The following is a 21591-nucleotide window of genomic DNA, read 5'->3' as shown; positions in this document are numbered from 1 at the left end:
ATATAATACTATTTTTCCTGAAAGCTCGTCGACCTATCTTGTCGTTAAAACCGGCGCCGCGAGCCACGCACATGCCGGAGGATGCTGCTTCAGATAGGAAAATCCATGACCCCGAAGACCCCAACCGGCCCCGCCGAGCGCTGGCTCGTGCTCTTGTCGGTATGCCTTGCCGCGATGACCATGCCCTTGACCTTCACCGGCCCGGCCGTCGCGCTTTCCCGCATCGCGGCCGATCTCGGCGGCAGCCCGATCGCGCTCAACTGGGTGACGAACGCCTTCATGCTGACCTTCGGCGCCAGCCTGATGGCGGCAGGCGCGCTGGCCGACAATCTGGGCCGCAAGCGCATCTTCCTCGGTGGCCTCTGCCTCTATGTCCTAGCGTCACTGGGTGCGATGCTGGCGCCCGGCATCGTCTGGTTTGACATGTTCAGGGCCGCGCAAGGCATCGGCAGCGCCCTGGCCTTCGCCGGCGGCGCTTCGGCGCTTGCGCAGGAATTCGAAGGGCCGCTACGGCTGCGTGCTTTCAGCTTCCTCGGCACCAGTTTCGGCATTGGCCTGGCCTTCGGCCCCATCGCCTCGGCCCTGCTCATCTCCGCATTCGGCTGGCGGTCGATCTTTGTTCTGGTGGCGGTGCTGGCGATCGCCTCGGCGATGCTTGGCCTGCGCACCATCAGGGAATCGCGCGACCCGGATGCGACCGGTCTCGACTGGGCGGGCGCCGGCACCTTCACCACAGCGCTGGCCTCGCTGACCTATGGCGTCCTGCAGGCGCCGCAGAGCGGTTGGGCCGATCCCCTCGTCATCGCTCTGCTGGCCGCGGCCGCCCTCTTCTTCGCCGCCTTCGTTGTCGTTGAACGGCGCTTGCGCCGGCCGATGCTCGATCTCACGCTGTTTCGCTTCCCCCGCTTCGTCGGCGTCCAGTTCCTGGCGGCGGCGCCCGCCTATGGCTTCGTCGTCCTGCTGGTGCTGTTGCCGATCCGCTTCATCGGCATTGAAGGGATGAGCGAGATCAAGGCCGGGCAATTGATGATCTGTCTGTCGGGGCCGCTGCTGATCCTGCCCTTGCTTGCCGGCCAGCTGGCACGCTGGATCGCGCCGGCCACGATCTGCGGCGCGGGCCTGCTCATCACCGCCGCCGGCCTCGTCTGGCTGAGCCTGACGCCGCCGATCGCCGTCGCCCTGGTGGCGCCGCTGGTGCTGATCGGCGTCGGCATCGCCTTGCCCTGGGGGCTGATGGACGGGCTTGCCGTCAGCGTCGTGCCCAGGGAGCGCGCCGGCATGGCGGTCGGCATCTTCAACACCACGCGCGTTGCTTGCGAGGGCGTGGCGGTGGCGATCGTCATGGCGACCCTGTCGGGTTTCACCGCCGCACAGCTAGGCACTCAAGGTGCGTCTTCCAGGGATGCGGCCGCCGCGGCGCAGATGCTGGTGACCGGCAATCTCGGTGAAACGGCGCGGCATCTGCCGGCGGCCAGCGCCGTGGCTCTGGTCCAGGCCTACGACACGGCGTTCGACAGGCTGCTGATCGTGCTGGCGGCAATCACCATCGTCACCGCCCTTGTCGTCTTCCTCGGCCTGCGTCGCGGATCGGCGGCGGAACGCGAGACCGTGCCTGTGCCGGCATGCCAGGAAGGATAAGCTACGGGTGTCAGGTGATGACGAGGCTCGTGATGCGATCGCCATCCAGCGTGAAGGTCATGTCGCCCTCGCCGTTGAAGCCCTTGCCCTTGACGGCGATGCGGACGCGATAGGTGCCTTCCGCAGGGGTGATGTTGACGATACGCAGATGCGATTTCACGCCGATATTGTCCGACTGGTTCCAGCGCGCGATCTGCTCGCGGCCCTGGAAGGATCGTCCCCAGTCGCTCAAGAACGCGTCGTCGGCAAAGGTGTCGAGAAAGGCTTCCGTGTCGCCTGCGTTTGTGGCCTCGACAAAGCGGCGAATGGGTTCTGGCGTGGTCATCAGTCCAATCTATGCATCAGATCATCATCCAGCCAGCGGCCGAAGAAATAGACCAGCTGCTTGTGCCACCATGGCCAGTCATGGCTGACGTCGCCGCCCCAATAGTCGACCCAGGCCGGAATGGATTTGTCACGCAGGATCTGTTCCAGCTGGCGCGTCTCGACCAACATGCGCTCTTCCCAGGCGCCCTGCCCGCAGCAGAAGATCAGCCGCAGCGCCTTGAGCCGGGCCAAAAGCTTCGGGTCGACGATGCCCGGCAGATAGTCGAGCGGCGAGTTGTAGAAGATATCGCCTTCCAGCGCCTTGCCGAAGAAATCGCGGGCCGAATAGACGCCCGACAGCGAGATGACGCCGCTGGCGAGTTCCGGGAAGCGGAAGACGAAGTTCGAGGAATGGTAGCCACCCATCGAACAGCCTGAGAACAGCGGCTTCAGCTTGCGTCCGCCATTGGCGGCCGATGCCGTGGACAGGATTTCCGGCAGCGCCTCCTCGCGCACATAGCGGAAATAGGCCTCGTGGCGGCCGATGCGATGCGCGGCGTCGGCATGCTTGTCGAAGAAGGATTCCGAATCGATGCCGTCGACGGTGAACAGCTGGATGCGGCCGGTGTCGATGAACTCGGCCAATGAGCCCACCCCGCCGGAATCCTCGAACTGGTAGAACCGCCCCTGCGAAGTCGGGAACACCACCACCGGCCTGCCGGCATGGCCGTAACGCTTGTACTCCATGTCGCGGCCGAGCTTGCCGGAGAAATGCTTGTGATAGGAGATGTCCATGGCCTCAGGCCTTTTCCGCGTGGATATAAGCGACCGCCTCGCGCAGCTCCACCTGATCCTTCGAGCGCATCTGATAGGCGTAATTTCCCATGGCGCGGCTGAAAACCTCTTCTATCTGCTGATGGTGGACGATCTTGTCGCCGTGCGCCGCTAACACGTCCTCATGGCTGTGCAAATAGTGGAGGTGCCGCTTGCGGCTGGCATAGGCGGTGAAATACTTGCCCTCATAGGGTCCGCCGGCGGCGTCCTTGACCACCATGTCGGCCCATGCGGCGTAGACGTCGATGTCGAACGTGTAGTTGATGGCGTCGGTCATCCAGGCGCCAGGTGGGCGCATATTGACCTCCAGCGCGATGATCCGGTCGTCCCTGGTCTCGAACAGTTCGATATGGAAGAAGCGCTCGCGCACGTCGAACGCCTTCAGGATCTTGCGGCCGGCCTCCTCGACCGCTGGCCTGATATGGGGAAAACAGGTGTAGCTCATGTGGCGGTCCTTGTTGACCACCTCCATGACGCTCTGGTCGTAGCGGTGGCTGGCCGCCAGCACCACTTCGCCGTCGCGGTTGACCAGCCCGTCATAGGTCACCACCAGCCCCTCGATGAACTGCTCCATGACGAAGGTCACGTCCTCGGGCTTGTCGCGGAAGAACTGGTCGAGTTCCCCCGTGTTTGAGATCTTGAAGGTGTTGGAAGCGCCTGAGCCCGAATCCGGCTTCACCACCACGGGATAGCCGACGCGGCGGATGAAGGTCATGGCGCCGGCACGGTCGGAACACTTGCGCTGCGCGATCGTCTCGACGCCGCTCTTGCGGAAGAAGGCGCGCATGCGGCTCTTGCGCTTCAGGTTCTTCACGAAATCGAGCTTGGTGCCGTAGATGTTGAAGTCCGTGCGGATGTTGGCTTCCAGCTCCAGCCAATGCTCGTTGAGCGATTCGAAACGGTCGATGCGGCCCCATTTGTGGATGAAATGCCCCATCGCCCGGAATACCGGATCGTAGTCCTCCATGTCGGCGACGCGGTAATATTCCGAAAGCGCGCTCTTCAGCTTGCTGTTCAGCGCGTCATAGGGCTCGTCGCCAATGCCGAGCACGGTGGCGCCGGCCTTCTTCAGCCGGTCGCAGAAATCGGCGCCGTTGGTGGGAAAATGCGGCGAGAAGAACACGAAATTCATCGACACCCCCTCATGGCGGCGACGCACCCCAGCCCCGCCGGCACCCAAGTCTGGCGCATTTGCAGCGCCTGGGGAAGAGCACCTGAATTAGGGATAATGTTCAACGGATTCAGCCCCTGCTTGCCTCCCACAGGCCGCTCCTGTATGAGAACCGGCATGAACACGCGCGCCACCACCGCTTCCCGTCAGACCGGCTTTGCCGGCGAGACCGTGCGCGCGCTTGCCTCGACCCTGCTTCTTCTCGGCCTTATCGGCGATCGCCGGGTTCGCTGAAGGAGCGCCCGGCGGTCGAACCGCCGCGCAAGCGCATGCTCCTTGGCCAGTCTCAAAATTGGCAGTCACATCAAGCGAACGAAAATCTGGTAAAGGCGCCACTCGCCAACAATCCGTCTAAAGACGGATCCGAGGGCCGCCGGGAGAACAAGACGATGAACGCACGAGAACAAATCCGCCCTGATGCCGAGGTCACCGGCACGGGCGTGGAACCGGCCCGCGGCATGCGTGAGGCAGCCCGCAAATATCAACCCTATCCGACCGTCGGCCTCACCGACCGCACCTGGCCCAACAAGGTCATCGACAAGGCGCCGATCTGGTGTTCGGTCGACCTGCGCGACGGCAACCAGGCGCTGATCGACCCGATGGGCCACGAGCGCAAGGCGCGCATGTTCGGCCTGCTGCTCGACATGGGCTTCAAGGAGATCGAGATCGGCTTCCCCTCGGCCTCGCAGACCGATTTCGACTTCGCCCGCTGGTGCATCGAGGAAGGCAACGTCCCCGCCGACGTGTCGCTGCAGGTGCTGGTGCAGTGCCGGCCCGAACTGATCACCCGCACCTTCGAGGCGCTGAAGGGCGCCACCAACCCGATCGTGCATTTCTACAATTCGACCAGCGAATTGCAGCGCCGCGTCGTCTTCGAAAAGGATGTCGGCGGCATCAAGCGCATCGCCACCGACGCGGCCAAGATGATTACCGACATGGCGGCCAAGGCCGGCGGCGGCTATCGCTTCGAATATTCGCCGGAAAGCTTTACCGGCACCGAGCTCGAAGTCGCGCTGGAGATCTGCAACGCCGTCACCGAGATCGTCAGGCCGACTTCAGACAACAAGCTGATTATCAACCTGCCGTCGACGGTCGAGATGTCGACGCCCAACATCTATGCCGACCGCATCGAATGGATGTGCCGCAATCTCGACAACCGCGAGAACCTGATCATCTCGCTGCATCCGCACAATGACCGCGGCACCGGCATTGCCACCACCGAACTCGGTCTGATGGCGGGTGCGGACCGCGTCGAAGGCACGCTGTTCGGCAATGGCGAGCGCACCGGCAATGTCGACATCGTCACCCTGGCGCTCAACATGTACACGCAAGGCGTCGACCCGGGCATCGATTGCTCCGACATCAACCGGATGAAGGACGTCTACGAATATTCGAATCAGTTGAAGATCCCGGAGCGCCATCCCTATGTCGGCGAACTCGTCTACACCGCCTTTTCCGGCTCGCACCAGGACGCCATCAACAAGGGCATGAAGGCGCTGAAGAAGGCCAACACTGGCCTGTGGGAAGTGCCCTACCTGCCGATCGATCCGGCCGATGTCGGCCGCAGCTACGAGGCGATCATCCGCATCAACTCGCAGTCGGGCAAGGGCGGCATCGCCTATGTGCTGCAGGCTGATTATGGCCTCAATCTGCCGCGCAACCTGCAGATAGAGTTCAGCCAGGCGATCCAGGCGATCACCGACGCCGAAGGCAAGGAAGTGCCGGCCAAGCGCATCTATGAGCGCTTCCTCGAAACCTATGTCGACCAGCCGGGCGCGCGCCTGAAATTCCTCGACCACCACACCTATCCAGACACGGTGGTCAAGGGGCGGCGCGTGGTCGAGGCAGTGATCCTCGACAAGGGCAAGGAAGTGACCATATCCGGCACCGGCACAGGCCCGATCGACGGTTTCGTCGATGCGCTGTCGCGCCATGTCGGCGTCGAGATGTCGGTGCTCGATTATTCCGAACACTCGATGCAACGTGGCTCCAATGCGTCCGCCATTTCCTATGTCGAAATGGAATATCCCGGCGGCAAGCTGTTCGGTGCCGGCATCAACACCAACATCGTCGCCGCCTCGCTGGAAGCGGTGACTTCGGCAGCCAACCGCATCGTCGGCCGCAAGACGCGGTAGCATTTGCTGATTGGCGCGAGAGAGCTGAACGGCTCTCGCGCCAGCCAATTTTTCGAGCCCGAACAAGGCCTTGGCCTCAAACGGCCGACGCTGGCGGCGTGCTTGTTTGGTAGCCGGCATCGGTCGCGTCATTAACCACCGGAAAATTATCCGGTTAGGTACGCGATCGCATAACGGGTGTATACTTGTGTGGTGGTGCGAGCCCTATATGATCGCGCCTCAACCTGTGCCGACTTCGAGAGGATCGACACTTGCAGCATGCCACGCCTGCCGCCCCCGCAGTGCGCGAGACACTGGAGCGACTGCTTGCCAGCGAAACGTTCGGAAGATCCGAGCGCGCGCGCAAACTGATCCGTTATCTCGTCGAGCGCGAGCAGGCCGGCGAAGCCGACAGGCTCAAGGGCTTTTCCATCGCCATGGACGTCTTCGGCAAGGACGGCGATTTCGATCCGTCGACCGATGCCGTCGTGCGGGTGCAGGCAGGCAGGCTGCGCGAATTGCTGCAGCAGTATTTCGCCAATGAAGGCATCGCCGAGCCCGTTCGCATCGCCATTCCACGCGGCGGCTACGTGCCGGCCTATGAGCTCAACGCGATCCGTCTGCCGGAAGCGGCCAAACCCGCCGAGCAGCCGCCAGCGGCATCGGCTCCGGCCGAGTACCCTGCCGCTGCCGAGGATGCTGTTGCGCCCGCTGCATCGCCGGCGCAGGCGGCAACCCCCGTGCCCTCGGTGGCGCGCCATCTCAGGTTCTTCTGGATGGCGATCGCCGTCGTCATCGCCATGCTCGGCGTCCTGATCCTGCGCCAGGGCAGCGGCGCATTGCTGGCCGGCGGCGATCTGCCGGCCACGTTCGAGAGCGCCGGTCTTACCAGCGGCATTGCGCCGTCCCCTGTCAGCGAGGCCTTGCCGCTTGTCTACATCGCCGTCAAGGCCAGCGGCGCCGACGCCAGCCGCGTCGCCGCGTCGTTGCGCGCCGGGCTGAGTGGCTTCGATACGATCGACTTCATCGGTCGCGACACCGTCGACAAGACCGATCCGGTCACAAGTGCGACGAGCTTCATGTTCGATGTCCTGCCTGGACCGGGCGCGGGCGAGATCACCGTCGAACTGCAGAGCGTGGCGACCGGACGTGTGCTTTTGTCGCGCAACCTGACCGCTGCCGACAGCGCTCCATCGGCCGTCGAAGACCGTATCGCGGGCATCCTGAGTTCCGCGCTGCCCGCGTCCGGCACGATCTACAACTATATCGAGCAGAGCGGCATTCAGAACGGCCTGACGCAGTGCCTGCTGCTCAACGGCAAATACTATCTCGACCAGAACGCCAGAACCCATGAGGCCGCCTATCGCTGCCTGGAAACCCTGGCCGAGAACGGTGCAAAATCGTCGCTTGTTTATTCCGAACTCGCCTCGTTGCACCTTGAAGCCGTGAACGACCACTACGCCTATCCGCCGGATGCGACGATCGAAAAGGCGATCACATTCGCCCATCGCGCCGTGCAGATGGGCCCGACCAGTCCCTACGCGCATCGTTCCTACGGCTACATCAATTCGCGTCTTGGCAATGCCGAGGAAGCGCTGCGCTGGATGCGCAAGGCCTATGACCTCAACCCCTATGACGTCGCCATGGCGGCCGCCTATGGTTATGGGCTGGTCTTCGCCGGCCGTTACGCCGAGGGAACACCCCTTCTGGCCCATGCGGTGGATGCCTCCAGCGGCCATCCGACATGGTGGGATTTCGGGCTTTTCGCAGGCGAATTCATGCTCGGCGACACCGACAAGGCCGCGATCGCCAGCTCCGCCCTGAGAACCACCGCGACGAAATCGCACTATCTTGCCGCGCGGCTGATCGGCGCCAGGATCTCCGGCCAGGACAGTCTGGCAGGCAAGCTGCTCGATGAACTCACCACTAAATTCCCGAAATTCGCCGCCAATCCGCGCGCGACTTTCATCGACCGAAAATATCCGGCCGATCTGACCGAGAAGCTGATCGACGCCTTGCGCGCCGCCGGGCTCGGCAACGCCAGCTGACCTTCGGCAGGCCGGGACGGGTTGGACCAATGGAATTGTTGGGCGTTCGCGCGCACGGGACGAAGCGCCGAACGGGATGATCTGCCGGCTTTTGCCGGGCGAACCCGTCGTATGACATGCCAGCGCTCGCGAAAATCGCGAAGATTTTACTGGCCATGGCTCTGGACGAAGCGCAATCCAGTCACATTTCACGCGTTCCCGCAATTTGATACCTTCCGCTTTCATGATCTCATCGCTCCATGCTGCCGAACAGGGTGCCGGCTCGAAGACAATCGTCCTGCTGCACGGTTTTGGTGGTTGCTCCGACGTCTGGCGCGACGTGATCGCCCCGCTCTCTGCTGCCGCGCGCACCCTTGCCTATGATCTGCCGGGGCATGGCCTGTCGCTCGACTTTCCCGAGGCCGGGCCTGCAAAGGTCGCGGCAAGAGCTGTGCTTGCTGACCTCGCGACCCGCGCGGTCAAGCGGATCCATCTCGTTGGCCATTCGATGGGTGGAGCGGTGGCGGCCTTGATGGCTATGGCCGCGCCGGAGAAAGTGGCCTCGCTGACGCTTCTGGCGCCCGGCGGTTTTGGCCCGGAGATCAACGGCCCCTTGCTGCGCCGCTATGCCGGGGCGCGGGATCTTGCCGAGATCCGCGCCTGCCTTGGCGCGATGTCAGGGCCTGCCAGCGCGCCTTCGCCACACATCGCCGAAATGCTGTTCCAAATGCGCCAGCGGCCCGGACAATCGGAAAAACTCGTCGAGATCGCCGCCGTCATGACCAGGGACGACCGGCAAGGTGTTATCCCGCGCGAGCAGTTGGACAGGCTGACCATGCCGGTGATGGTGGTGTGGGGCAGTGATGACGCGGTGCTGCCCTTCACCCATGCGGATGACCTGCCGGCGCGCTTTCATGTGCATCATGTGCTGGAGGCCGGCCATATGCTGATCGAGGAAGCACCCGACCTGATCGCCAGCATCATCCGGCGCAATATGAACCGCCGCGCCAGGCCCGTTCGCCCCAAACTCGCCGCCGCGGCCAGTTGAGTTGCCTAATGCGTGTCGCCCAAATGGGACCTCGGTTCGGGAGAACGACATGCATGAACAAAGACCTGAAGCGCATTACGCGACGCGCTTCAGCGCAACATGCCTGGAGCGCGTTGGTCCCCTTGATCTCGCCAGTGCATTTTGCCGTCGCCTGTGTTAACCCCGTGTTAACCAAACCCGCGAGGCTGACGCCGATGAAGGACGCAGGCGAAAAGATCGATCCGTCAAGAAAACTGTCCGATGCCATCCGTGATGTGAAGAACGCCTTCGCCGACCGCGACGACGTCGTCGTCGACATGCGCGAGGCGCATCGCATGCGCCTCGATCTGCTGGCCGCCGAACTTGCACCCGTTTTTGCCGACGTGCCTGCCGACATGGACAATTTCGACTTCGTCGTTTCGGCGGGGCTGCAACCGCGCCTCTGGATCGATGCCGTCAGCCATGTCGCCATGGGGCGCGACCGCCGCACCTACCGATTCCTCAAGGACACCCGCATCGGCCGCGTGGTGCTTGCCGAATCGACCGAGATGAAGCCGGTTGTCGATTCCGTGACGCGCTATGTCGCCGAGCGCATCGTCGAGCGCCAGAGGATGATGGAGGGTGGGGTCGAGCCGGCTGTCGCGGGGATGAGGCGTGCCGAGGTGGCGGAGGCCGAGCCACCGCTGCGATCGCCGCAACGCGGCAACGGCTGGTCGGCCTTCCTGTCAGGCCTTGGCCTGGTCGCCGCCGGCGCGCTGGTCGGCCTGGCGGTGTCGGTCGCCCTGTTCTGGGACCGCCTCGTGGCGATGGTGTTCAGCCTGCGGCCATAGCAGCGCTGGCCTCCACACCCAGTTCCATCGTCTGCAGATCGGCTGGCGGTATGGCCGGCCCGGTCAGGCCGCGCCGCGTCAGGCCGATGCGCCAATTGCCCTTTTCGCCATCGATATCGAAGAGATTGTACTGGGCCGCCGGATGCTTGCCGCCCGGCGCCTGGCCGGCGGCGGCGACGCCGACCACCGGAACCTTGGTGCCGCGCGGCCCGATCTGGAACAGCGACGGCAGATGCGAATGACCGTGCAGGATGAGTTCCGCACCGTTCTTGCGAATGACTTTGTGGAAGCGGGCGATGCCGAACAGCCGCTTGTGCTGCGAGACGGCGCCGCGCACCGGCGGATGGTGGATCATGATAGCGCGAAACAGGCCCTGCCCGCCGGTGTCTCGCAGGATCTTGCCGAGCCGCTCCGCCTGCCCTTCCATGAAAAAGCCATTGGCCATGAAGGGCGCCGTGGCGCGCGCCGTCGAGACGCCGATCAGCGCGACATCGCCGCGCACGCGCAGATAGGGAAACGCGTTGCGGTCGACCGGCGTGTTGACGCCGTCGCCGCTCATCCAGGCCGCCCATGAGCGGCAGACTTTGTCGAACGCGCCCGGCACATAGGCGTCGTGGTTTCCCGGAACCACGGAAACGTCGTGCGGCGATCCCAGCGTCTCCAGCCAGTGCTTGGCCATCTCGATCTCGCCGTCGAGCGCCAGATTGACGAGGTCGCCGGTAACGGCGAGGTGGTCCGGGTTCTGCGCCTTGATGTCGGCGGTGATGGCGTCGATGACGGCGTCATGCATGTGACGCCGGCGATTGCGTTGCCAGTTGACGTAGCCGAGCACGCGCTTGGAGGCGAGATCGCGATAGGATACATCGGGGAGCGGCCCCAGATGGACATCGGAAATATGCGCGAGCCTGAACATCCATCCCTCATAGGCGACCAGCGCCCGGCTTTCCACTCAAGGTTTCCTTACCGGTTTCGCACCTGATGGCAAACCCGGAAGACACCTTCCGCCAGACCGGCTGGCCGGGTTTGCGGGCCCGGCTGTTCCATCTCTATTTCGTGCTGCGGCGGCCAATGACCCTCGGCGTGCGCGGCCTCGTCCGTGACACCGCGACGAATTCCATCTTCCTCATCCGCCACACCTATGTGCCCGGCTGGCAGCTTCCCGGCGGCGGCGTCGAGGTCGGAGAAACGCTGGCTGAGGCGCTGGCGCGCGAACTCGCCGAGGAAGGCAACATCGCGCTGACCGCCCCCGCGGCGCTGAAGTCGATGCACTTCAACCGCCGCTCCAGCCGACGCGACCATGTCGGCTTCTATCTCATCGAGCAGTTCAGTCAGACCACGCCGAAGCTGCCCGACCACGAGATCGCCGAGGCCGGCTTCTTCCCGCTGGATCGCTTGCCCAGGGACACGACGCCGGCAACGCTGCGGCGCATCGCCGAGGTTTTTGGAGAGGAACCCGCGTCGCCCTATTGGTGAGCCCGCCTTGGCTGTTGAAAAAGTCCCAAGCTATATTGATCAGGAAAATACACGGGGGGACGATTCCATGGATCTCGAACAAGTAAAATCAGTGAGCGTTTGGCCCTATGTCGGCTTTTATAGTCTTATGATGGTAGGCTTGACCGTTGTGTTTATGGGCGTAGCAATGATGTTTCCGTCGCTGCCGGACAGCTTCGGCCATGCAAGCGGCTTCGCCATCACATTCGGGTCGACCTCCTTCGCCTCCTACAAATTCATCAACAGGAACCTTCGGCTTTTCAATCGAGACGAATATTGGAAGATTACGCTTTTTTCGTCTCTGGCCTCGTGCCTGCTTTCACTGATACTCGTCGGCCTTGCTGTTGCGGGCGGGGCCATGCCGGGAAGCAATGCCATGCCTGCCCTCGTTTGGGTTTTCGTCCTGCTGTTTGGCGGGCTTATCGTCTTTGCGATCAACGCCTGGGGCTATTCCAGCCGCATGGGCAAGAATTTCCTGAAGGCGGAGCTTGCCAGACAGGCTCGCATCAACGCCGAGACCTTCCGGTAAGACTCGACGATTTGCAGCCATCGGCGATTTCAGATCGCGAACCGCCCCCGGTCATGCGGCGCGCCATAGTCGAGTTCCGGCCCCACGGGCACGATCCGTGTTGGATTGATCGTTTCGTGGCTGCCGTAATAGTGCGCCTTGATGTGATGCAGGTTCACGGTCGCGGCGACACCAGGCACCTGATAGAGGTCGCGCAGATAATTCGACAGGTTCGGATAGTCGGCGATGCGGCGCAGATTGCATTTGAAATGGCCGACATAGACCGGATCGAAGCGCACCAGCGTGGTGAACAGCCGCCAGTCGGCCTCGGTGATGCGGTCGCCGACGAGATAGCGCTGTTTTGACAGCCGCTCCTCCAGCCTGTCCAGCGCCGAGAACAATTCGCCGAACGCCTCCTCATAGGCACGCTGCGTGGTGGCGAAGCCGGCGCGGTAGACGCCGTTGTTGACCGCGGGATAGACCAGCGCGTTGATACGATCGATCTGGCTGCGCAGGTGCTCGGGATAGAAGTCGAGGCTTGCATCGCCCCATGCGTCGAACGCCGAATTGAGCATCCGGATGATCTCGGAAGACTCGTTGGAGACGATGGTCTGCTCCTTCTTGTCCCAAAGCACCGGCACCGTCACCCGGCCGGAATAGGCGGGATCGGCCTTGGCATAGATCTGATGCAGGAAATCCAGCCCGTAAAGCGTGTCGCCCGTGGCGCCGTCCTCGGCCAGGAACGTCCAGCCGTTGGCGCCCATGAAATGATGCACGACCGAGACGGAGATGATGTCTTCCAGCCCCTTCAGCGCGCGAAAGATCAGCGTCCGGTGCGCCCAGGGACAGGCGAGCGAGACATAGAGATGGTAGCGCCCGGGCTCGGCCTTGAAGCCGCGCGTGCGGCCTTCGGCCGGCGCTCCGTCAACGGTGACCCAGTCGCGCCACTGCGACTGCGTCCGCACGAACCTGCCGCCATTGTCCGCCGTATCATACCAGCGGTCCTGCCACCTGCCCTCGACCAGCAATCCCATGCAAATCTCCTTGCGTCCTTTCTTCCAATTTAGGCGCAAGCTCGCCCTGCCGAAGACGTCAGGTGCTGAACAGACCGTCACTTGACAGAGACGGCGGATTAAAACGGCCAATTGCGGCGGCCGAAAATTGATGCTAGCGGACACTCCGCATGTTCGACTTTGCTTTGATCCGGTTTGACCGACGACGAAAGGGCGCCCGCGCTTGATGAAGCGCTGACTGGCGAATGCTGCCGTTTGCAGCAACCTTTCCTCCTGACCGGAACGCAAAGACCATGAGCCTTGCCGACGTGAAATACCTGCCGGAAACTCCGGCGCACGACCCTGAAATCGAAGCCATCAATGACGAGGCCTTCGGGCCCGGCCGCTTCGTGCTGGCCGCCTACAAGATCCGCGAAGCCGGCGGCCACGAGCGCGCGCTGTCCTATGTAGCGGTCGACGGCGATCTCGTCGTCGCCTCGGTGCGCATGACCCGCATCGCCGCCGGCGCCGGCCGCGCGTTGATGCTCGGACCGCTCGCCGTGCGGCCGGCCTTCAAGAATCTCGGCATCGGCCGCCGGCTGGTGGCGATCGCGCTCGAAGCGGCGGCAAAGGCCGGCGCGCCGGCCGTCATACTGGTCGGCGACGAGCCCTATTACGGGCCGCTCGGTTTCAAGCGCATCCCGCGCGGCCAGATCTCGATGCCGCGCCCTGTCGATCTAGACCGCCTTTTGTCGCACGAGATCACGCCGGGCGCGGTCGCCAGGCTCACGGGCGAGGTTGGCCATGCCAGCCAGGCCAGGATCGCCGAGCACGTCTAGCCGATGGCTTGACCTTGACCGCCGATCCGGGCCTGATCCGTCCCTGCTTCCTGGAGCAATTCCAGGAAGATGTGAAACTGTTCGGCGCTTTCGTGAAATGATGAATTGCTCCGGGAGAGGATGACGCCATGAACCCCAACGGCCAGATCGCGATCGTCACCGGCGGCGGCTCCGGCCTTGGCGAGGCAACGGCGCGTGCGCTTGCCGCCAAGGGCGCCCGCGTCGCCATCTTCGATGTCGGCATCGACCGCGCCGCCAAGGTCGCGGCCGAAATCGGCGGCATTGCCGTCCAATGCGACGTCAGCAGCGCCGACAGCGGCACCGCGGCCCTCGCCGAGACGGCGAGCAGGCTGGGCGAGCCGCGCCTGCTGGTCAATTGCGCCGGCATCGCCATTGGCGTGAAGACGGTCGGCAAGGACGGGCCGCATCCGCTCGATCAATACCGCAAGGTGATCGAAGTCAATCTGATCGGCACCTTCAACATGATCCGCCTGGTCGCCGACCGCGCCGCCAAGCTCGAGCCCCTGTTGGGCGGCGAGCGTGGCGTTATCGTCAACACCTCTTCGGTCGCCGCCTATGACGGCCAGATCGGCCAGGCCGCCTATTCCGCCTCGAAGGGGGGCGTGGTCGGCATGACGCTGCCGGTGGCGCGCGACCTTGCCCGTTCCGGCATCCGCGTCTGCACCATCGCACCCGGCATCTTCAAGACACCGATGATGGCCGGCATGCCGCAGGAGGTGCAGGATTCGCTGGGCGCCGCCGTTCCCTTCCCGTCCCGCCTCGGTGAACCATCCGAATATGCGGCACTTGCCCTGCACATCATCGAAAACCAGATGCTGAACGGCGAAACCATCCGCCTCGACGGCGCCATCCGCATGGCGCCGAAGTAGTACAGTCACCTTGGAAGTGCGATGCGGCTCCGGGTGATTTGCATAGAGTGCTTGCCAAGACCGGCATCATCGTCTGATAAGTGGAATAGAAAAATCAACTTAGCAGGACGGGACCCTTGGACGATCGAAAGAAGGACGTGATCCGCCAGACCGACGCCGAGGCGATCCGGTTGGCGAAGACGCTTCTGCGCAGCGCTCGCTTCGGCGCCCTGGCGGTGCTGGAACCGCAGACCGGGTCACCGCTGGCGAGCCGGGTTGGTGTCGCCACCGACATCGACGGCGCGCCGCTGATCCTGGTTTCGATGCTCTCGGCGCACACGCCCGCCATGCTTGCCGATCCACGCTGTTCCCTCCTGCTCGGCGAGCCCGGCAAGGGCGACCCGCTGGCGCATCCGCGCCTGTCGCTGATCTGCCAGGCATCGCGGCTCGAGCGTGGCTCTGAGGCGCATGCTCGTGCCCAGCGCCGCTATCTCAACCGCAATCCGAAGGCGAGCCTCTATGCCGGGCTCGGCGACTTCTCGATCTTTCGCCTCGAGCCACAGCGCGCCAGCCTCAATGGCGGCTTCGGCAAGGCCTATCTGCTCGATCGCTCCGATCTCGTCTCCGTCGGCCCCATCGTGGAAGAGCTTGCGGCGAGCGAACAACCCGCCGTCGAGCACATGAACGCGGACCATCTGGACGCGATCGCCGTTTACGCGCATTATTACGCTGGGGCATATGGTGATGGCTGGAGCATCGCCGGGTTGGACGCCGACGGCATGGATTTGCTGTCGGGAGACAATGTTTGCCGGGTATTCTTTCCACAACCTCTGGTAGCGGCACGGGAATTGCGGCCCGTTCTGGTCGAAATGGCTAGGGCCGGCCGAGCCGCTGGGCAGACAAATAATGAAACTTAATTGCATTTGATCAAAAGCAACACTTGAGATTTGAAAGAAATGTTCTACCCTTCAGAGATGGCGCTGACTCGTCAGTGGCCTTTCGCAAGTGAATTTATGGATTCAGGCACCATTGCCCCCATGGCGCCTCGATGAGCAAACAGCATGGGGCATTCATGGTCTCGACAAAGCTAATCGCCAACGCCGAATCTGCTGCCGAATTTTTGATGCTCATGGGCAACGAAAAGCGGCTTCTGATTATGAGCTATCTGATCGACGGTGAAATGTCGGTCGGCGCCATCGCCGACAAGGTGATGCTCAGCCAGTCCGCGCTCTCGCAGCATCTGGCCAAGCTGAGGGCGCTTGACCTCGTGGAAACCCGCCGCGACCGCCAGATGATCTACTACTCCTGCAAATCCGACGCAGTGCGCGAACTGCTTGTCGTGCTGGATGGTATTTTCGGCACCGGCAAGGAGGATCTGTCCCAGATGGCGCAGAGGTTGCGCCGCGCCGGGACTTGACCGGACGCTCCTGCGGCCGCTTACCTCGCTGATGATTTCCGGAGCGTGGCTTGTGCGTCTCTCCCGGCGCACGAACCACGCTCTCGATGCTTGAGCGCAGGACATGGACCCAATTCGCATCGACGACCCACGGGATTCACGCGTCGCCGCCTATCTCGATATCCGCGAACGCGATCTTGCCGGCCGGCAAGGCCGTTTCGTCGCCGAAGGCAAAGTGGTTCTCGACCTGCTTCTGTCCTCCGGCCGCTTTGGCGCCGAATCCGTTCTTGTCCTGGAAAACCGGCTCGGCGGCCTGAACGACATCCTGCACAAGGCGCCGGCGGACCTGCCGGTCTACGTCGTCGCCTCAGCGGTGATGGATGCGATCGCCGGCTTCCACATGCATCGCGGCATCCTGGCCATCGGCCGTAAGGAGACGCCGCAAGCGGCCGCGCCGTTGCTGGATGCCTTGCCCGACCAGGCTCTGGTGGTGGTGCTCGTCGGCATCGCCAACCACGACAATATGGGCGCGATCTTCCGCAATGCCGCCGCCTTCGGCGCCGATGCGGTGCTGATGGACGCGACATGCTGCGATCCGCTGTACCGCAAAGCGATCCGCGTTTCGGTCGGCGCCGCGCTCAAGATCCCGTTTGCGTCCTTCGCCGACACGTCAGGCTTTACCGCGATGCTCGCCGAACAGGGTTTTGAACAATTCGCCCTGTCACCGCGCGGAAATACCGACATACGCGATGCAAGGCCGGCCAAGCGCCTGGCGCTCTATCTCGGCACCGAGGGCGAAGGCCTGCCAGAAAGCCTGCTTGCGCGCCTGCAAACCGTGCGGATCACCATGTCGAAAGGCTTCGACAGCCTGAACGTCGCAGCAGCGTCAGCCATCGCGCTGCACCACTTCTCGCATCGTTAAGGGCGACGGCGGCGCGCCCGCCTCAGTTCGCGTCCGCCTTCTGCAAGGCCCGCACACGGTCGGCGAGGCTGCGGTCGCCGCCGTTGGATCGGCTGTCCTGCGGTGCCGCCAGCGCCTTGGCGATCGGGGAATCAGGTCCCTCGAGCTTGGCCGTCAGATGGACGACCTCAGCCGCCAGCTCGTTCATCTGCTCGCGCAGCGCGGCGCTGCCATTGGCCGTATCCGACGATGCCATGGCGCCGAGATCCGCCTTGAGCCGCTTGTTCTCGCGCGCCAGCGCCGTCAGCCTGGCCTCCAGCCGCTCGCGGTCGCTGTCGAGCTTGGCGATCGCCTGGTCCAGATCATCGCGCTGCTTGGCTTCCTCATGCCTGCCCGCTTCATCGGGCTTGCCGACCAGCCGCAAGGCCGGTCCGCCATCCTCGGCCTTCGCCTTTTCGCGCAGCCGCGCCAATTCCTTTTCGCGGCGGTCGAGCTTGTCCTCGCGATCGGCGAGCGTCGCCAGCAGCCGCTCCACCTTCTTGTCGAGTTCGGCCGCCCYTTTCTTCTCCGCCTTCAGGGCATCGCGCGCGGCCTTGCTTTCGGCCGCGATCTCCTGATGGCGCCGGTCTGCTTCCTTGCGCTGGCCGCGCAGCAGCGCGATATCGCTGGCCAGCTTCTGCAATTCGGACTCCCGCGCCACGAGCTCGATCTGCCGGTTGGAAGAAGAAAAACTTGCATCGTCGTACATGTGCTCCAGCTTTTCGAGCTCCAATGCCCGCTTCTCCAGCTTGCGTTCGGTTTCCTTGTGACGCTCCGAAAGTTGATGCAGTTCCTCTTCGCGCTGCCGCAGCGCTTCGTTCTTGGCGCCGAGTTCGGCGAGCGCGTGGTTCTTGTCCGTGCGTTCGATCGCCAACCCCTTCAACGCCTCGCGGCCACGATTGATCTCGACGAGCTGTTCGGCCGCTTTCTCGCGCAGCGCCTTGACGTTCATCTCGAGGCGGCGCGTCGTCATGGCGTACTCGGCCCGGATGCTGTCCTTGTCTGCCTGGATTTCGCTCTGCGTCAGCGGGATGGAGGCCTCGATGCGCCTGCGGGTCAACGCGACGGCACGCCGCCAGACGGCCGGCGCCACCATCAGCGCCAGGAAGCCGGCACAGAGAAAGCCGAGGGCAAAGAACAGGACCGACTGAACCAAAGGACTACCCGCTATCGGCGGCAACCGCCGGAACTGGACCGCATCATACTGGCATGGCGGAAATCCGGCGCTGCGGCAAGAGCTTGCCGCGGCGCGAGGAGGGTCACAGGCCTACAATTCCCATCGAAAACTTGGCATTGCGGTCACGAAGGGTCGAACTTTAGAACGGATTCCAGGTCGCCCGCTCGGTCAGTTTCAGATAGCCGAGATTGACGCCGAGCCGGGCGCCGACGCCGGTGCGGATCGGCACCAGAAGCACATTGTTGTTCTTCAGCACATTGAAACCGACACCCGCCACCACATAGGCCGAACCGGCGACGCCGCCATAGCGGTTGTAGAGGTTGCTGACATCGTCGAGATTGTAGACCAGCATCATCACCCGGGACCCCTCGCCGCCGAAATCCCAGCCCAGCGACGGGCCTTGCCAGAACACTTTGTGGTCGCCGGCATTCTTGGTGTAGAGCGTGCCTTCGCCGTAGGTCAGGCCGCCGATCAGCGCGCCCGAACCCTCCTCACCCAGTAGATAGCCATTGGGCAGGCCGTAAGAGGCGAAGATCTTCTCGACGACGGTGGCGAGCCCACCCGATGTCGCGCCGAAGAACTTGTGGCCGGAATCGATAATCTCCTGAGCGGTGTATTCCTGGGCCCGCAGGGCTGAGGTCGAGAAGACGAGGACGCCCATGAGCGTGATCGCCATTGAGATGACGCGGAGGAAACTCCGGTCGTAGAATCGGGAAAACATGCTTCCAATCTCCGTCATGGAGCACTTTCGCCGACGCCTCGCATCCGGTCCGGCTCTTTAGGCGGCCGTTAAGGATGACTGTTAGGGGCAAACTATGCCGTAATTCTTTTTCAACCATTAACTCCCACAGGAAGATGGCGGTTCGAAGGCTGGCTTTTGGGGTCGCGCGGCGCTGAAAGCCCGCGCAAACGCGCCATTTGCCCCGACGACAGTTTCGGATTTGTTGCTGTACATACGAGTGCTGTGTATTCAGAGAGCCTCGGGTTGAAGCGTGATTCGTGTGGGCAGGCGCGACAATCAATCGCTCGGCCATGAATTGTGGAATTTTGCAGGGATTTTCACCGATGGCCGATCTGTTCACCCTTTCCGCGCCTGACCTCGCGGCGCTTCTGTGCAGCCGCGTCTGCCACGACATCATCTCGCCGGTCGGCGCGATCAACAACGGGCTTGAACTGCTTGACGAGGGCGGCGCCGACGAGGATGCCATGCGCCTCATCCGCCAGAGCGCCAAGAACGCCTCGGCCCGGTTGCAGTTCGCCCGCATCGCCTTCGGCGCGGCAGGCTCCGCCGGCATGCTGATCGACACCGGCGACGCCGAAGCGGTGGCAATCGCCTTCCTCAAGAACGAGAAGCCGGAACTGACCTGGAACGGGGCACGCGCGCTGCTGCCCAAGAACAAGGTCAAGCTGCTGCTCAACCTGATCCTGGTCGCCAACGCCGCCATTCCGCGCGGCGGCAAGCTGGTCGTCACCCTCGAGAATCTCGAAACCGAGCCGCGCATTTCCCTTTCGGCAAGCGGCCCGATGCTGCGCGTGCCGCCGAAATTCCTCGAACTGCATTCCGGCCACAAGCCGGAAGAGCCGATCGACGCGCATTCGGTGCAGCCCTACTACACGCTGCTGCTGGCCCGCGAGGCCGGCATGACGATATCGATCCACGCGACCGCGGAAGAAATCGTGCTTTCGGCAGCCTGAGCGTCCGGCCGGCTTGCCGGAAGAACAAAGTATTTCAACGGCGTAATATTGCCGTGACGGTTCAATCGGCAGCGGCAGCGAAGCATTCGCGAAGAAAAGCCTCTCCAGCGGCATCTTTCCAAAAATTTTACCTAAAGGCTTTTCGGGTTCTTTACCAGATCGGCCTAGGGTGATCGGCAGATGCCCCGCACGACCGGATTGCCCTGAGGCAAAGAGGACCCGGAAATGAAACGCTGCATGTTCGTCGACGATTCAAGCGTCATCAGGAAGGTTGCAAAACGCATCCTGGGCGGTTCCGACATGGTGGTCATCGAAGCAGCCAGCGGGCTTGACGCACTGGAGATGTGCGCCGCCGACATGCCCGACATCATCGTCGTCGACGGTGCCCTGCCGGACGTGCAGGCGGTTGACCTCATCCGCCGCGTGCGCGCCATGGAAAGCCCGATACGGCCGCAGATCCTGATCTCGCTGGTCGAGCTCGACATCGCCTCGATAATGCGAGCCAAACGCGCCGGCGCCCAGGGCTATCTCCTGAAGCCGTTCAATCGCCCGCAACTGCTCGAGCGCTTTCGCAACCTGAAAATCGCCGCCTGAGGCGGCAAGGCCCTCGCATTGCCGATCCATGACGGCAAAAACCCGGCCGAAGCCGGGTTTTTTGTCTGACAAGGCAATGATTCGGGCGATGCCCGCCGCTCAGGCGCTGACGCGGATATCTTCGGGTTCGCGCAGCACGTAGCCGCGGCCCCAGACCGTTTCGATGTAGTTCTGGCCACCGGATGCGGCGTCGAGCTTCTTGCGCAGCTTGCAGATGAAGACGTCGATGATCTTCAATTCCGGCTCGTCCATGCCGCCATAGAGGTGGTTGAGGAACATTTCCTTGGTGAGCGTGGTGCCCTTGCGCAGCGAGAGCAGCTCCAGCATCTGGTATTCCTTGCCGGTGAGGTGCACGCGCTGGCCGCCGACTTCGACGGTCTTGGCGTCGAGGTTGACCACCAGGTCACCGGTGGTGATGACCGACTGGGCATGCCCCTTGGAGCGCCGCACGATGGCATGGATGCGCGCCACCAGCTCGTCCTTGTGGAACGGCTTGGTCATGTAGTCGTCAGCGCCGAAGCCGAGGCCGCGCACCTTATCCTCGATGCCGGCCATGCCGGAGAGGATCAGGATCGGCGTCTTCACCTTGGAGAGGCGAAGCGTTCTCAGGACCTCGTAGCCGGACATGTCTGGCAGGTTGAGATCGAGAAGGATGATGTCGTAGTCGTAGAGCTTGCCCAGATCGACACCCTCTTCGCCGAGGTCCGTCGTATAGACATTGAAACTTTCCGATTTCAGCATCAGTTCGATGCTTTGTGCGGTTGCACTGTCATCTTCTATCAGCAGAACACGCATTTCATTCCCCTTTTCTGCTGCCGGACCATTTCACGACCCGTCCTGCCCGGAGCAGTGGTTGCCTTGTGCAGAGGCTGCCATTGAATGGTTAACAAAACCTAATTTCCCGTCCATGACGGTATCAGATTTTTTAACCCCTTTCTACACCCTCTTGAATCTAATAACGAATCTCATACCCAAATTCCTAATGCAACACATTAACAACCTGGACTAAGCGACTCCAGGGACTCATCGACGCGCCTTCGCTTCGGCGGCCGGAATTTTTACCCGGCCTTAAGTCCTGAGCCGTATGATTAACAATGCCCGTAAACGAATGGTTACCGCCGGCAAAAAACTTTAGGGTTTTGT

General features: G+C 62.9%; 22 protein-coding genes. 14 read left to right on the top strand and 8 right to left on the bottom strand.

The window, feature by feature from the left end; all coding sequences use genetic code 11:
• Positions 1-105: 105 nt before the first annotated feature.
• Complete coding sequence (locus tag AC1DPX_RS23885) at positions 106-1638, top strand: MFS transporter (protein WP_477239861.1); 1533 nt, start codon at positions 106-108, stop codon at positions 1636-1638.
• A gap of 10 nt (positions 1639-1648) precedes the next feature.
• Here AC1DPX_RS23885 and AC1DPX_RS23880 read toward each other — a convergent pair whose 3' ends face one another.
• The 3 genes from AC1DPX_RS23880 to AC1DPX_RS23870 are packed head-to-tail and all read right to left on the bottom strand — an operon-like array spanning position 1649 to position 3910.
• Positions 1649-1963, bottom strand: coding sequence for a nuclear transport factor 2 family protein (locus AC1DPX_RS23880; protein ID WP_477239860.1), 315 nt, complete (start codon positions 1961-1963; stop codon positions 1649-1651).
• Positions 1963-2739, bottom strand: coding sequence for an esterase family protein (locus AC1DPX_RS23875; RefSeq protein ID WP_477239859.1), 777 nt, complete (start codon positions 2737-2739; stop codon positions 1963-1965). Before AC1DPX_RS23875 ends, AC1DPX_RS23880 begins: the two co-directional genes overlap by 1 nt.
• Positions 2740-2743: 4 nt before the next feature.
• Positions 2744-3910: an ATP-grasp domain-containing protein gene (locus AC1DPX_RS23870; protein WP_477239858.1), complete on the bottom strand. Its 1167-nt coding sequence runs from the start codon at positions 3908-3910 to the stop codon at positions 2744-2746.
• A gap of 428 nt (positions 3911-4338) precedes the next feature.
• On the opposite strand from AC1DPX_RS23870, the gene leuA reads away from it, so the two are divergent.
• From leuA to AC1DPX_RS23850, 4 genes are all read left to right on the top strand, one after another.
• Positions 4339-6084, top strand: coding sequence for a 2-isopropylmalate synthase (gene leuA, locus AC1DPX_RS23865; RefSeq protein ID WP_477239857.1), 1746 nt, complete (start codon positions 4339-4341; stop codon positions 6082-6084).
• Between the two features lie 251 nt (positions 6085-6335).
• Positions 6336-8111, top strand: a complete 1776-nt coding sequence (locus tag AC1DPX_RS23860) for a tetratricopeptide repeat protein (protein WP_477239856.1) — start codon at positions 6336-6338, stop codon at positions 8109-8111.
• A gap of 223 nt (positions 8112-8334) precedes the next feature.
• Entirely contained in the window at positions 8335-9138 is an 804-nt protein-coding gene (locus tag AC1DPX_RS23855; protein ID WP_477239855.1) for an alpha/beta fold hydrolase, read from the top strand.
• 194 nt (positions 9139-9332) lie between these two features.
• Complete coding sequence (locus tag AC1DPX_RS23850) at positions 9333-9947, top strand: hypothetical protein (protein WP_202358147.1); 615 nt, start codon at positions 9333-9335, stop codon at positions 9945-9947.
• Here AC1DPX_RS23850 and AC1DPX_RS23845 read toward each other — a convergent pair.
• On the bottom strand, positions 9931-10860 hold the full coding sequence (locus tag AC1DPX_RS23845) for a metallophosphoesterase family protein (RefSeq protein ID WP_477240094.1): 930 nt from the start codon (positions 10858-10860) through the stop codon (positions 9931-9933). The genes AC1DPX_RS23850 and AC1DPX_RS23845 overlap by 17 nt on opposite strands.
• Positions 10861-10925: 65 nt before the next feature.
• Here AC1DPX_RS23845 and AC1DPX_RS23840 point away from each other — a divergent pair, with 65 nt between their 5' ends.
• Entirely contained in the window at positions 10926-11420 is a 495-nt protein-coding gene (locus AC1DPX_RS23840; RefSeq protein ID WP_477239854.1) for an NUDIX domain-containing protein, read from the top strand.
• A 7-nt stretch (positions 11421-11427) separates the two neighbouring features.
• Complete coding sequence (locus AC1DPX_RS23835) at positions 11428-11967, top strand: ABZJ_00895 family protein (protein ID WP_477239853.1); 540 nt, start codon at positions 11428-11430, stop codon at positions 11965-11967.
• 29 nt (positions 11968-11996) lie between these two features.
• Here AC1DPX_RS23835 and AC1DPX_RS23830 read toward each other — a convergent pair whose 3' ends face one another.
• Complete coding sequence (locus tag AC1DPX_RS23830) at positions 11997-12980, bottom strand: glutathione S-transferase family protein (RefSeq protein ID WP_477239852.1); 984 nt, start codon at positions 12978-12980, stop codon at positions 11997-11999.
• 272 nt (positions 12981-13252) lie between these two features.
• Here AC1DPX_RS23830 and AC1DPX_RS23825 point away from each other — a divergent pair, with 272 nt between their 5' ends.
• From AC1DPX_RS23825 to AC1DPX_RS23805, 5 genes are all read left to right on the top strand, one after another.
• Positions 13253-13777 carry a GNAT family N-acetyltransferase gene (locus AC1DPX_RS23825; RefSeq protein ID WP_477239851.1) on the top strand — a complete coding sequence of 175 codons (525 nt, stop codon included), beginning with the start codon at positions 13253-13255 and terminating at the stop codon, positions 13775-13777.
• Between the two features lie 128 nt (positions 13778-13905).
• Positions 13906-14667: a 3-hydroxyacyl-CoA dehydrogenase gene (locus tag AC1DPX_RS23820; protein ID WP_477239850.1), complete on the top strand. Its 762-nt coding sequence runs from the start codon at positions 13906-13908 to the stop codon at positions 14665-14667.
• Between the two features lie 116 nt (positions 14668-14783).
• A complete protein-coding gene (locus tag AC1DPX_RS23815) occupies positions 14784-15563 on the top strand; it encodes a HugZ family pyridoxamine 5'-phosphate oxidase (RefSeq protein ID WP_477239849.1) in 780 nt (259 codons plus the stop codon).
• A 155-nt stretch (positions 15564-15718) separates the two neighbouring features.
• On the top strand, positions 15719-16063 hold the full coding sequence (locus AC1DPX_RS23810) for an ArsR/SmtB family transcription factor (protein ID WP_027047319.1): 345 nt from the start codon (positions 15719-15721) through the stop codon (positions 16061-16063).
• Between the two features lie 103 nt (positions 16064-16166).
• Positions 16167-16964: a TrmH family RNA methyltransferase gene (locus tag AC1DPX_RS23805; protein ID WP_477239848.1), complete on the top strand. Its 798-nt coding sequence runs from the start codon at positions 16167-16169 to the stop codon at positions 16962-16964.
• 22 nt (positions 16965-16986) lie between these two features.
• Here AC1DPX_RS23805 and AC1DPX_RS23800 read toward each other — a convergent pair whose 3' ends face one another.
• Positions 16987-18138, bottom strand: coding sequence for a coiled-coil domain-containing protein (locus AC1DPX_RS23800; RefSeq protein ID WP_477239847.1), 1152 nt, complete (start codon positions 18136-18138; stop codon positions 16987-16989).
• A gap of 160 nt (positions 18139-18298) precedes the next feature.
• The gene (locus AC1DPX_RS23795; protein ID WP_244277619.1) at positions 18299-18835 is read right to left on the bottom strand and encodes a DUF1134 domain-containing protein; all 537 of its coding nucleotides are present in this window, start codon (positions 18833-18835) and stop codon (positions 18299-18301) included.
• Positions 18836-19224: 389 nt separating this feature from the next.
• Between AC1DPX_RS23795 and chpT the strand changes: the two genes are divergently transcribed.
• On the top strand, positions 19225-19854 hold the full coding sequence (gene chpT, locus AC1DPX_RS23790) for a histidine phosphotransferase ChpT (protein WP_019860754.1): 630 nt from the start codon (positions 19225-19227) through the stop codon (positions 19852-19854).
• Positions 19855-20079: 225 nt separating this feature from the next.
• Positions 20080-20448, top strand: a complete 369-nt coding sequence (locus tag AC1DPX_RS23785; RefSeq protein WP_019860755.1) for a response regulator — start codon at positions 20080-20082, stop codon at positions 20446-20448.
• Positions 20449-20547: 99 nt separating this feature from the next.
• Here the strand turns inward: AC1DPX_RS23785 and ctrA are convergent, their stop codons facing one another.
• Positions 20548-21243: a response regulator transcription factor CtrA gene (ctrA, locus tag AC1DPX_RS23780; RefSeq protein WP_006203583.1), complete on the bottom strand. Its 696-nt coding sequence runs from the start codon at positions 21241-21243 to the stop codon at positions 20548-20550.
• Positions 21244-21591 lie beyond the last annotated feature (348 nt).

It is taken from the genome of Mesorhizobium sp. 01N446, from assembly GCF_056399285.1.
The sequence above is the reverse complement of the archived record's forward strand: the minus strand, read 5'-3'. Positions and strand labels throughout refer to the sequence as shown.